Origin of the sequence: Streptomyces sp. R35, assembly GCF_041053035.1 — a bacterium.
In the GTDB taxonomy this organism is placed as follows: Bacteria; Actinomycetota; Actinomycetes; order Streptomycetales; family Streptomycetaceae; genus Streptomyces; species Streptomyces lutosisoli.
On record NZ_CP163440.1, the window covers coordinates 6,261,811 to 6,273,825 of the forward strand.

Here is a 12,015-nt window from a genome sequence, read left to right on the forward strand (position 1 = left end):
GGCCGGGATGATGATCCGGAAAAGTTGATGTCGGGGCGGCGGGTGGGGCGAGCGGCGGGGCGGATCTCTCGTACAGTTTGCGCCGTGGGATCTCTGCGCAATCCGGTCGGGCCGCTTCCCTCCACCATCTACTGGCGTCGGAGGGCCGTTCTGCTGTCCCTGGTCGCCCTGTTGGCGCTGCTCATCGTGTGGGTGGTCGGTTCCGGCGGCGGAGGCGACAAGAACAACGCCGGTGAGTCCAACGGCAAGAATCCCGCGCCCTCGACCATCACGCCCGGCCCCTCCGGTTCCGGTCCCGCGATCAGCCAACACCCGGGCGGCCGCGACGAGTCGAGCGGCAGCGCCGGCAGCGGCGGAAGCGGGTCCGGCGACGGATCGGGGTCCGGTTCCGGCGACTCCAGCGGCAGCGGTAGCTCCTCCACCGGTGGGTCCGACGACGGATCCAAGGGCGGCGGCGGCTCGGGCGAGCAGCTTCCCGCCGGGTCCGGTCTCCCCAACTGCACCGCCGGCGGCGTGAAGTTGACCCTGCGCAGCGTGCACAACACGTACGCCCCCGGCGAGACACCCACGTTCGAGCTCATCGCCAAGAACTCCTCCTCCGGCGACTGCAAGGTCGATCTCGGCCCGAAGAGCGCCGTGCTGACGATCACTCAGGCGGAGAGCGACACCGGATTCTGGGCGTCGGACGACTGCCCGAAGAGCGCCGCCGGCCTCCTCTTCCGGGTGCCGGCCGGCGGACAGGTGACCTACACGGTGGAGTGGGACCGCAAGGCCAGCGCCCCCGAGTGCGCCACGCCTCCGGCGGGTTCGGCGTCCGCGGGTACGTACTTGGTGGAGGCGACCGCACCGGGGCTGGCGAAGGCCCAGACGTCGTTCGTGCTCTCCAAGGACTGAGGCACTGGAACAACAGGACCAGGACTGAAGCACTGGTCGGGGCGAGGGCGAGGGCGAGGGCGAGGGCGAGGGTAAAGCGAGGGCGCGGGACTCGCGCCCCGGTTCGCCCGTTCCCCGCCCCGCTGCTCTTCGCCCCTCTACCCGCCCAGCCCCTCTACCCGCCCCGTCGTTCTATTCGTCCAGCCGTCGGCTAGACGTACCGTTCCAGAATCGACGACTCCGCCAGCCGCGACAGCCCCTCGCGGACACTGCGCGCTCGCGCCTCGCCCACCCCGTCGACCGTCTGCAGGTCGTCCACGCTGGCGGCGAGCAGCTTCTGCAGTCCGCCGAAGTGCTCCACAAGGCGGTCGATGATCGCGCCGGGCAGGCGCGGCACCTTGGCGAGGAGGCGGAAGCCGCGCGGGGAGACGGCGGAATCCAGCGCCTCGGGGGAGCCGGTGTAGCCCAGCGCCCGTGCCACGGTGGAGAGTTCGAGGAGCTCCGCGTGGCTGAGCGCGTCCAGTTCGGAGAGAGCCTCATCGACCGTGCGGGAGCGCTTGGCGGTGGGCTCGGGCACGTAGTCCCGTACGACGAGTTCGCGCTCGGGCTCGACCCCGGCGATCAACTCGTCCAGCTGGAGGGCGAGAAGACGCCCGTCGGTGCCCAGTTCGACTACGTACTCGGCGATCTCGGTGGCGATGCGCCGCACCATCTCCAGGCGCTGGGCGACAGCCGACACGTCGCGGACGGTGACGAGGTCCTCGATCTCCAGCGCTGACAACGTTCCCGCGACCTCGTCGAGGCGGAGTTTGTAGCGCTCCAGGGTCGCGAGGGCCTGGTTGGCGCGGGAGAGGATCGCCGCCGAGTCCTCCAGGACGCGGCGCTGACCGTCGACGTACAGCGCGATCAGGCGCATCGACTGGGAGACCGAGACGACGGGGAAGTCGACCTGCTTGGAGACCCGGTCCGCGGTGCGGTGCCGCGTGCCAGTCTCCTCCGTGGGGATCTTCGGGTCGGGCACGAGCTGCACGCCCGCCCGCAGAATCTTGGTGATGTCCTTGTCGATGACGATGCCGCCGTCGAGCTTGCACAGCTCGCGCAGGCGGGTCGCGGTGAACTCGACGTCCAGCACGAAACCGCCGGTGCACATCGACTCGACGGTCTTGTCCCAGCCGAGCACGATGAGTCCGCCCGTGTTGCCACGGAGAATCCGCTCGAGCCCGTCGCGCAGGGCTGTGCCGGGTGCCACGGCGCTCAGTGAGGCGCGCATCAGGCCATCGGCACCGGAGCTCCCACCGGATTTTCCGGGAGCTGCTGCCCGGTCGTTGGCTGCCACTGCACTCCTCCGGTCGCAGGTTTCCGGTCGCCCTCTGTTCGTACGGACGGGCGAGACCAGGGCAAAGTCTACCGGCGCTCTTCCTCCTCCCGTGGGGCCTCTCGACGACGGGAGCGCGGGAGGACCCGCAGAGCGTCGCCCATGTCGGCGACTTCCAGGACCTTCATACCGGGAGGGATCTTGCCCGGGTCGGTCGGTACGAGGGCGTGCGTGAAGCCCAGGCGGTGGGCTTCGGCGAGCCGGCGCTGGACTCCCGTGACCCGTCTGACCTCGCCCGCGAGCCCCACTTCGCCGATCGCCACGAGGTTTTTGGGGAGCGGGGTGTCGCTCGCCGCGGAGGCGAGGGCGAGTGCGATCGCGAGGTCCGCTGCGGGCTCGGAGAGCTTCACGCCGCCGACCGTCGCCGAGTAGATGTCCCGCTTCCCGAGGGCGGTGATCCGGCCGCGCTGCTCCAGAACGGCCAGCATCATCGAGACGCGGGAGGTCTCCAGACCGGACGTCGTACGACGGGGGGAGGGGATCTGTGAGTCGACCGTGAGCGCCTGGACCTCGGCGACCAGGGGGCGGCGGCCCTCCAGGGTGACGGTCAGGCAGGTGCCCGGGACCGGCTCGGCGCGGCGGGTCAGGAACAGGCCGCTCGGGTCGGCGAGGCCCGTGATGCCCTCGTCGTGCAGCTCGAAGCAGCCGACCTCGTCCGTCGTCCCGTAACGGTTCTTGACCCCTCGGACCAGCCTGAGGCGCGCGTGCCGGTCGCCCTCGAAGCTCAGGACGACGTCCACGAGATGTTCGAGCAGGCGGGGGCCCGCGATCGCGCCGTCCTTGGTGACGTGGCCCACGAGGAGGGTGGACATGCCACGGTCCTTGGAGGCGCGGATGAGGGCTCCGGCGACCTCCCGCACCTGGGCCATGCCGCCGGGCGCTCCGTCGATCTCCGGGGAGGCGACCGTCTGCACGGAGTCCAGGATGAGCAGGGACGGCTTCACCGCGTCCAGGTGGCCGAGGACGGCGGCCAGGTCGGTTTCGGCGGCCAGGTAGAGGTGGTCGTCGATCGCCTTGATGCGGTCGGCGCGGAGGCGCACCTGGCTCGCCGACTCCTCACCCGTGACATACAGCGTGCGGTGCTCGTCGCTGGCCGACTTGGCCGCCACGTCGAGGAGGAGCGTGGACTTGCCGACCCCCGGCTCGCCCGCGACCAGGACGACCGCGCCGGGCACGAGACCGCCGCCGAGGACGCGGTCCAGCTCGGGCACGCCGGTGGAGCGGGCGGTGGCCTGCCGGCCGTCGACCTGCCCGATGGGCACCGCGGAGGTGGTGACGCGGCCCGGAGTCGTCGTCCGGACCGCGGGCGCGCCGTACTCCTCGACCGTCCCCCACGCCTGGCACTCGGGGCAGCGGCCGAGCCACTTGGCCGTCTGCCAGCCGCACTCGGTGCAGCGGTAGGACGGCCGGTCCTTCGCGGTTTTCGTACGGGCAGCCATGCACGGAACCGTAGCCGAGCCCACTGACAGTCCGGCCTCGCATGTCATATGCCATGGCCTGCCATCGCCGCCTGTGAAGGCCCAGGCCACGGAATCGGAGGTTCGTGTCCCCTTTTGAGGGATCGTTTCACCCGTACGGATTAAATGTACTCAAGGGGGAAGAAGGGGCCACCCCAGGGCGCCTACGGTCGCACGGGTGATGAGCAGCAGTCCGGAGACCTCCACGCACACCACCGGCGCACACCGGGCGCACGGAGACGCGCGCAAGCGGGTGAGCACGCCCCGTGGCGCGAGCACCCGCACCATGGCTCAGCGCCCTCCCGCGCGCTACGAGCCCTATCTGGACGGCCTGTTCACGTACTGCCTGTCCGTGCTCTGCGACCACGACGCGGCCACCGCCGCCCTCGGGGACGTCCTCGCACTGGCCGAGCGCCGGAGCCCGCGCGGCCCGGAGTCCGCGGACGACCGCAGGGCGTGGCTGTACGCGCTCGCGCGCTGGTCCTGTCTGCGCAAACTGACCGAGGCCCGGCGCAGGCGCCAGGCGGCGCACGCCTCAGGGCGCCGCGCGCCCCACAAGGACACCTCAAGCCGGCACGCCAAGGGCGCGGCCGACCGGCGCGCGGCCGAGGCGCTGAGCGCCCCCGTGTCCGAAGAGGCCCAGGCGCAGCGCCAGCGCGAACTCGCCCTGCTCGCCTGGCCGGAGGCCGCCGGCACGACCCCCGAGCAGCGCGAGGCGCTCGAACTCGCCGTGCGCCACCAGCTCGCCGCCCACGAGGTCGCCGCCGTCCTCGGCATGGACCTCGCCAAGGCGGGTGAGCTGCTCGCCTGCGCCGCCTGCGAGGTCGAGCGCACCCGCGCGGCCCTCGCCGTGGTGGAGACCGGCACCTGCCCGAGCGTCGCCCGTCTCACCGGCGACAACCAGCTCGTCCTGAGCGCCACCCTGCGCCGCGAACTCGTCCGGCACGTCGACGACTGCCCGCGCTGCCGCCGCACCGCCGAGCGCGCGGTCCCCGGCGCCTGGCCCGGCACCAGCGTCACGCCCGCCGCGCTCCCGGTCCTGGAGGCGCCGCGCGCCGCCCTGCACGTCGCGATGGCGCACGCCCCCCGCGCGCGGGGCAGCGCTCCGCGCTTCGACCGGCGCGGTTTTCCGATGGACCCCAAGGATCACGCCGCGCGAAGGGACCGTCTACGCGCGCGTGCCGTCACAACCACAGTCGTCGCCACGGTGGTGGCCGCGCCCGTCCTCGCCCTCTGGGCGGCCTACCGCGGCGCGCCCCTCACCGGCGAGGGCGCCGACGGCCGCTCCGTCACCGCGAGCGAGGCGCACAGCCCCGACGGCATCAACGGCGAAGAGGCGGGCGGCTACGAGAACGCGGGCAACGCCAGCACCAAACCCGACGCCCGCTTCACCAAGGGCAGCCGCTCGCCCGACGTCTCCGTGGAGGTCATCAGCACCCCGGGAAGCACCCCGGGCCAGAACGCCGGACACCTCTCCGTGGCGGCCGACAGCAGCGGTGACACGACCCTCCTCACGCTGACCGCGTCCGGGAGTTCACCGGTGCACTGGTCCGCGCACACCGGGGCGTCCTGGCTCTACCTGAGCCATTCGTCGGGAACCCTCGAACCGGGCGAATCGTTGACGATCAAGGTGTACGTCGATCATCTTCGCGAGCCGGTGGGCCCCTGGAGCGCGCGGGTGTCGATCGCACCGGCGGGCGCCGTGGTCACGATCGACGGATACGGGAACGCGGGCCCGTCCGACCCCGGCGGCCCGGGCCCCGGCCCGACGCCCAGCGACCCGACCCCCTCCGACCCCGCCCCGAGCGACCCGACCCCGACCCCGACGCCCAGCGATCCGACGCCGTCCGACCCCCAGCCGACCCCCACGGACTCGACCCCCTCCGACCCCGGGGGCTCGACGCCACCGCCCAGCGACAGCGGCGACCCGAGCCCGTCCTCGTAAGCCTGGTGGGAATAGTGGGATGCGTGGGACCGGTGTGGCTGGTAGGACGCGGCACACCGGGTCGACCGGGACTCCCACCGGGCCGGCGGCCGGGACTTGCCCCACCGGGCCGGCCGGGACTCAGCCCACCGGGTCGGCCGGATGCGGTGCCAGCAGCGGCAGCTGCGAGGCCAGCCGTGCCTCGCAGAGCTCGACCAGGCGGCCGTACCCCTCCTTGCCCATCAGCTCGATCAGCTCCGGGCGGTAGGAGACGTACACCGGGTCGCCCGCGCCGTGCGCCGAGGTCGCCGAGGTGCACCACCAGTGCAGGTCGTGGCCGCCGGGACCCCAGCCGCGGCGGTCGTACTCGCCGATGGAGACCTGGAGCACCCGGGTGTCGTCGGGCCGGTCGATCCACTCGTACGTCCGGCGCACGGGCAGCTGCCAGCAGACGTCCGGCTTGGTCTCCAGCGGCTCGCGGCCCTCCTTGATCGCCAGGATGTGCAGCGAGCAGCCCGCGCCGCCGGCGAACCCGGGCCGGTTCTGGAAGATGCAGGACCCCTGGTACGGCCGGGTCTGCCGGTCGCCGTCCTCGTCCTCCGAGACCCAGCCGGTGGCCACGCCCACGTCATGGTGCTGCCAGATGTCCGGCGTGAGCCTCGCCACATGCTCGGCCACCCGCTTCTCGTCGTCCTCGTCGGAGAAGTGGGCGCCCAGAGTGCAGCAGCCGTCGTCGGCGCGGCCCGCCTGGATGCCCTGGCAGCCGCTTCCGAAGATGCAGTTCCAGCGAGAGGTCAGCCATGTCAGATCGCACCGGAAGACCTGCTCGTCGTCGGTGGGATCCGGAAACTCCACCCATGCGCGAGCGAAGTCGAGGCCCTTCTCGTCGGACACAGCGGCCTTCTTCGTGGACTTCTTGGACGTGGACGGCTTCGCCTGCGAAGAACTCTTCGACGAACCCTTGGGGGATTTGTCGGGCTTCGCCTTTTTCGTCTTTGGCACCCGTCCAGGGTAAGTCGCTTCTGCCCGCTCCGGCGACGGTCGACGGCAGTAGGCGCAGTAGCGTTCCGTACATGAGACTCGGTGTCCTCGACGTGGGTTCGAACACGGTGCATCTGCTGGTGGTGGACGCCCACCCCGGCGCGCGCCCGCTGCCCGCGCATTCGCACAAGGCCGAATTGCGGCTTGCCCAACTGCTCGACGAGAGCGGGGCGATCGGCCCCGAAGGCGTCGAAAAACTGATCGAGACGGTCCAGGACGCGCTGGAGGCGGCCGAGGACAAGGGCGTCGAGGCCATGCTGCCGTTCGCGACCTCCGCCGTACGCGAGGCCAGCAACGCCGACGATGTGCTGGCCCGGGTGCAGGCCGAGACGGGCGTCGAGCTCCAGGTCCTGACCGGGGCGGAAGAGGCCCGGCTGACCTTCCTGGCCGCCCGCCGCTGGTTCGGCTGGTCTGCGGGCAAGCTGCTCGTCCTCGACATCGGCGGCGGCTCCCTGGAGATCGCGTACGGCATCGACGAGGAGCCGGACGCGGCCGTGTCGCTGCCGCTCGGCGCCGGGCGGCTGACCGCGGGCTGGCTGCCCACCGACCCGGCCGACCCCGCCGACGTGAAGGCGCTGCGCCGCCATGTGCGGGCCCAGATCGCCCGTACGGTCGGCGAGTTCAGCCGCTTCGGCGCCCCCGACCACGTGGTCGCCACCTCCAAGACCTTCAAGCAGCTCGCCCGCCTGGCCGGCGCCGCCCGCTCCACCGAGGGCCTCTACGTCCAGCGCGAACTCAAGCGCCGCACCCTCGAGGACTGGGTTCCCCGCCTCGCCTCCATGACCGCCGAGGAACGCGCCGAACTCCCCGGCGTCTCCCCGGGCCGCTCCGGCCAACTCCTCGCCGGAGCCCTGGTGGCCGAGGGCGCCATGGACCTCTTCGGCGTGGAAACCCTGGAGATCTGCCCCTGGGCCCTACGCGAGGGCGTCATCCTCCGCCGCCTCGACCACATGGCCTCGGAGTAGACACGTAGAACACGCAGAAGCAGGCGGCTCCACGAGCATGATCCCCGCGCCCCGAAGGGGGCGCGGGGCTGTGACTTTGTGCGGCTCCGCCGCGGGTGCGCGCCCAGCCACAACCGACAACCCGCACGAGCATGATCCCCGCGCCCTGAAGGGGGCGCGGGGCTGTGACTTTGTGCGGCTCCGCCGCGGGTGCGCGCCCAGCCACAACCGACAACCCGCACGAGCATGATCCCCGCGCCCTGAAGGGGGCGCGGGGCTGTGACTTTGTGCGGCTCCGCCGCGGGTGCGCGCCCAGCCACAACCGACAACCCGCACGAGCATGATCCCCGCGCCCTGAAGGGGGCGCGGGGCTGTGACTTTGTGCGGCTCCGCCGCGGGTGCGCGCCCAGCCGCAACCGACAACCCGCACGAGCATGATCCCCGCGCCCTGAAGGGGGCGCGGGGCTGTGACTTTGTGCGGCTCCGCCGCGGGTGCGCGCCCAGCCGCAACCGACAACCCGCACGAGCATGATCCCCGCGCCCTGAAGGGGGCGCGGGGCTGTGACTTTGTGCGGCTCCGCCGCGGGTGCGCGCCCAGCCGCAACCGACAACCCGCACGAGCATGATCCCCGCGCCCTGAAGGGGGCGCGGGGCTGTGACTTTTGTGCGGCTCCGCCGCGGGTGCGCGCCCAGCCGCAACCGACAACCCGCACGGGCCCACGACGAGCCCCCACCACAGGGGCGCGGGGAACTGCGCGCCCAGCCACACACAACCCGCAGCCGCACACGACAGCCCCCGCAACGGCGAAAGGCGCCCGGCCGCAGGCCAACCCCCACCCCGGCCAGCAGCCACAAGAACCCCCGGCCGAAGCGAACCACCCCCGCCGAACCGCCGGAGGCACCCCGTACTCTGTCCCTCGTGGCAGAACCAGTCGTACGCATCCCGGATGCGAAGGTCGCGCTGTCCACGGCGTCCGTGTATCCGGAGTCGACGGCGACGGCCTTCGAGATCGCCGCGCGCCTCGGCTACGACGGCGTGGAGGTCATGGTCTGGACCGACCCGGTCAGCCAGGACATCGAAGCCCTCCGCCGCCTCAGCGACTACCACCAGATCCCGATCCTCGCCGTGCACGCCCCCTGCCTGCTGATCACCCAGCGGGTGTGGTCCACCGACCCGTGGATCAAGCTCCAGCGCGCCCAGGCGGCGGCCGAGAAGCTCGGCGCGAGCACCGTCGTCGTACACCCCCCGTTCCGCTGGCAGCGCCAGTACGCACGTGACTTCGTCAGCGGGATCTGGCGGATGGCGAACGAGACGGACGTACGGTTCGCCGTCGAAAACATGTACCCCTGGCGTTACCGCGACCGCGAGATGCTGGCGTACGCCCCCGACTGGGACGTGACGAAGGACGACTACCGTCACTTCACGATCGACCTCAGCCACACGGCGACCGCCCGTACCGACGCCCTGCAGATGATCGACCGCATGGCCGACCGCCTCGGCCACGTCCACCTCGCCGACGGCAACGGCTCCAACAAGGACGAGCACCTCGTCCCGGGCCGCGGCATCCAGCCCTGCGCCGAGCTGCTCGAACGCCTCGCGCTCTCCGGATTCGACGGCCATGTCGTCATCGAGGTCAACACCCGTCGCGCGATGTCCAGCGTCGAACGCGAGGCGGACCTGGCGGAGGCCCTGGCCTTCACCCGGCTCCACCTCGCCTCCGCGGTGAAGGTGCCCCGCCGGTGACGGACGCCGCCCCCCGCCGCGGCCGGGGACGCCCCACTCGTACGCAGACGGAGGCGGCCCCCGCCACCCGCGACCGCATCCTGGAGGCGGCCCGCGAGGAGTTCTCCGAGCGGGGCTACGAGAAGACGTCGGTCCGCGGCATCGCCAAGGCGGCCGGGGTGGACTCCGCGCTCGTGCACCACTATTTCGGCACGAAGGAACAGGTCTTCGAGGCGGCCATCGAGGTCGCCTTCGCACCCGCCCTCGGCGCCCCGGACGCGGTCGAGGACGGCCCCCTCGACGCCGTGGGCGAGCGCCTGACCCGCTTCATTTTCGGCATCTGGGAGAACCCGGCGACCCGCACACCGCTGCTCGCGATCCTCCGCTCCGCCGTGAACAACGAGACCGCGGCCGCCGTCTTCCGCCGCTTGGTCGCCACCCAGCTGCTGCGCCGCATCGCCGGGCAGCTGGACGCCCCCGACGCGGAACTGCGCGCCGAGCTGGCGGCGGCGCAGCTCGTCGGGATCGCGATGCTGCGATACGTGATCAAGGTCGAGCCCCTGGCGTCGGCGGACCCGGAACAGATCGTGGCAAGGGTGGCGCCGGTGGTGCAGGGCCACCTGACGGCCCCCTGAACCGGGACGAGGACGCGCCCGGCCACGTACGACCCGCAGCCGGAAGCCGAGACAGGCATCCCGCATTTCGGACACCCTGTCCGTATCGTGGCGCACCGGCGTACGCTCGACAGCAGTCACACATCTCCGAAGGAGCGAGCGACGATGCCCGAGCTGAGGTCCCGCACAGTCACCCACGGACGCAACATGGCGGGCGCACGAGCCCTTATGCGCGCCTCCGGTGTACCGGGTGCGGACATCGGACGGAAGCCGATCATCGCGGTCGCCAACTCCTTCACGGAGTTCGTGCCGGGGCACACCCACCTCCAGCCGGTCGGCCGCATCGTCAGCGAGGCCATCACCGCCGCCGGAGGCATCGCGCGCGAGTTCAACACGATCGCGGTCGACGACGGCATCGCGATGGGCCACGGCGGCATGCTGTACTCCCTCCCGTCCCGCGACCTGATCGCGGACTCGGTCGAGTACATGGTCGAGGCCCACTGCGCCGACGCCCTGATCTGCATCTCGAACTGCGACAAGATCACGCCCGGCATGCTGATGGCGGCCCTGCGCCTGAACATCCCGACGGTCTTCGTCTCCGGCGGCCCCATGGAGTCCGGCCGCGCCACCCTGGTCGACGGCACGGTCCGTACGCTCGACCTGGTCGACGCGATCTCCGACGCCGTGAACGACAAGATCTCGGACGAGGACATCCTCCGCATCGAGGAGAACGCCTGTCCGACCTGTGGCTCCTGCTCCGGCATGTTCACCGCCAACTCGATGAACTGCCTGACCGAGGCCATCGGCCTGTCCCTCCCCGGCAACGGCTCGGTGCTCGCCACGCACACCGCCCGCAAGGGCCTGTACGAGGACGCGGCCCGCACGGTCGTCGAGATCACCAAGCGCTACTACGACGGTGACGACGAGTCGGTGCTGCCCCGCAACATCGCCACGCACGCCGCGTTCGAGAACGCCATGGCCCTCGACATCGCCATGGGCGGCTCCACCAACACGATCCTGCACCTGCTGGCGGCCGCCCAGGAGGCGGGCGTCCCCTTCGGCCTGGACGAGATCAACGAGGTCTCGCGCCGTGTGCCGTGCCTCGCCAAGGTCGCCCCGAACGTGGCGAAGGACCGCACGTACTACATGGAGGACGTGCACCGCGCGGGCGGCATCCCGGCCCTGCTGGGCGAGCTGCACCGCGCCGGCCTGCTGAACGAGGACGTCCACTCGGTCCACAGCCCGTCCCTCTCGGACTGGATGAAGACGTGGGACGTGCGCGCCGGCTCCCCGTCCGCCGAGGCGATCGAGCTGTGGCACGCGGCCCCCGGCTGCGTCCGCTCCTCCGAGGCCTTCTCCCAGTCCGAGCGCTGGGAGGCTCTCGACGAGGACGCAGAGGGCGGCTGCATCCGCTCCGCCGAGCACGCGTACTCCAAGGACGGCGGCCTGGCGGTCCTCAAGGGCAACCTGGCGGTCGACGGCTGCGTCGTGAAGACGGCGGGCGTCGACGAGTCGATCTGGACCTTCGAGGGCCCGGCGGTCGTCTGCGAGTCGCAGGACGAGGCCGTCGACAAGATCCTCAAGAAGGAGATCACACACGGCGACGTCGTCGTCATCCGCTACGAGGGCCCCAAGGGCGGCCCGGGTATGCAGGAGATGCTCTACCCGACGTCCTTCCTCAAGGGCCGCGGCCTCGGCAAGACCTGCGCCCTGATCACCGACGGCCGCTTCTCCGGCGGCACGTCCGGCCTGTCCATCGGCCACGCCTCCCCGGAGGCCGCCTCCGGCGGCACGATCGCCCTGGTCCAGGACGGCGACCGCATCCGCATCGACATCCCGAACCGTTCGATCGAACTGCTCGTGTCGGACGAGGAGCTGGACACGCGCCGCGCCGCCCTCAACGGCGTCTACGCCCCGGCGAACCGCGACCGCAAGGTCTCGGCCGCCCTCCGCGCCTACGCCGCGATGGCGACGAGCGCGGACAGGGGCGCGGTGCGGGACGTCTCGAAGCTGGGCTGACAGGTCTTCGACCCCGGCCGACGCTTGGTCTGTGGGGCCGCTCCT

The 12,015-nt window shown here is 71.7% G+C and carries 9 protein-coding genes; 6 read left to right on the plus strand and 3 right to left on the minus strand.

Features of this window, described 5'->3' with window-relative positions:
* The first annotated feature begins 84 nt into the window (after nucleotides 1–84).
* Nucleotides 85–894 (plus strand): hypothetical protein, encoded by an 810-nt coding sequence (locus tag AB5J50_RS28470; RefSeq protein ID WP_369261081.1) that lies wholly within the window; start codon nucleotides 85–87, stop codon nucleotides 892–894.
* A gap of 190 nt (nucleotides 895–1,084) precedes the next feature.
* Here AB5J50_RS28470 and disA read toward each other — a convergent pair whose 3' ends face one another.
* The gene (disA, locus tag AB5J50_RS28475) at nucleotides 1,085–2,209 is read right to left on the minus strand and encodes a DNA integrity scanning diadenylate cyclase DisA (RefSeq protein ID WP_369261082.1); all 1,125 of its coding nucleotides are present in this window, start codon (nucleotides 2,207–2,209) and stop codon (nucleotides 1,085–1,087) included.
* Nucleotides 2,210–2,277: 68 nt separating this feature from the next.
* Entirely contained in the window at nucleotides 2,278–3,687 is a 1,410-nt protein-coding gene (gene radA, locus AB5J50_RS28480) for a DNA repair protein RadA (RefSeq protein ID WP_327430649.1), read from the minus strand.
* A 196-nt stretch (nucleotides 3,688–3,883) separates the two neighbouring features.
* Between radA and AB5J50_RS28485 the strand changes: the two genes are divergently transcribed.
* A complete protein-coding gene (locus AB5J50_RS28485; RefSeq protein ID WP_369261083.1) occupies nucleotides 3,884–5,650 on the plus strand; it encodes a hypothetical protein in 1,767 nt (588 codons plus the stop codon).
* 120 nt (nucleotides 5,651–5,770) lie between these two features.
* Here the strand turns inward: AB5J50_RS28485 and AB5J50_RS28490 are convergent, their stop codons facing one another.
* Nucleotides 5,771–6,631, minus strand: a complete 861-nt coding sequence (locus AB5J50_RS28490; protein ID WP_327430651.1) for a hypothetical protein — start codon at nucleotides 6,629–6,631, stop codon at nucleotides 5,771–5,773.
* A gap of 71 nt (nucleotides 6,632–6,702) precedes the next feature.
* On the opposite strand from AB5J50_RS28490, the gene AB5J50_RS28495 reads away from it, so the two are divergent.
* The 4 genes from AB5J50_RS28495 to ilvD all read left to right on the plus strand — a co-directional run bounded on the left by AB5J50_RS28495 (nucleotide 6,703) and on the right by ilvD (nucleotide 11,970).
* Complete coding sequence (locus AB5J50_RS28495) at nucleotides 6,703–7,635, plus strand: Ppx/GppA phosphatase family protein (RefSeq protein ID WP_327430652.1); 933 nt, start codon at nucleotides 6,703–6,705, stop codon at nucleotides 7,633–7,635.
* 898 nt (nucleotides 7,636–8,533) lie between these two features.
* Nucleotides 8,534–9,358, plus strand: a complete 825-nt coding sequence (locus tag AB5J50_RS28500) for a sugar phosphate isomerase/epimerase family protein (RefSeq protein WP_369261084.1) — start codon at nucleotides 8,534–8,536, stop codon at nucleotides 9,356–9,358.
* Nucleotides 9,355–9,972 (plus strand): TetR family transcriptional regulator, encoded by a 618-nt coding sequence (locus tag AB5J50_RS28505; RefSeq protein ID WP_369261085.1) that lies wholly within the window; start codon nucleotides 9,355–9,357, stop codon nucleotides 9,970–9,972. The genes AB5J50_RS28500 and AB5J50_RS28505 overlap by 4 nt, the downstream gene beginning before the upstream one ends.
* 144 nt (nucleotides 9,973–10,116) lie before the next feature.
* Nucleotides 10,117–11,970, plus strand: a complete 1,854-nt coding sequence (gene ilvD / locus AB5J50_RS28510) for a dihydroxy-acid dehydratase (protein WP_327430655.1) — start codon at nucleotides 10,117–10,119, stop codon at nucleotides 11,968–11,970.
* Nucleotides 11,971–12,015 lie beyond the last annotated feature (45 nt).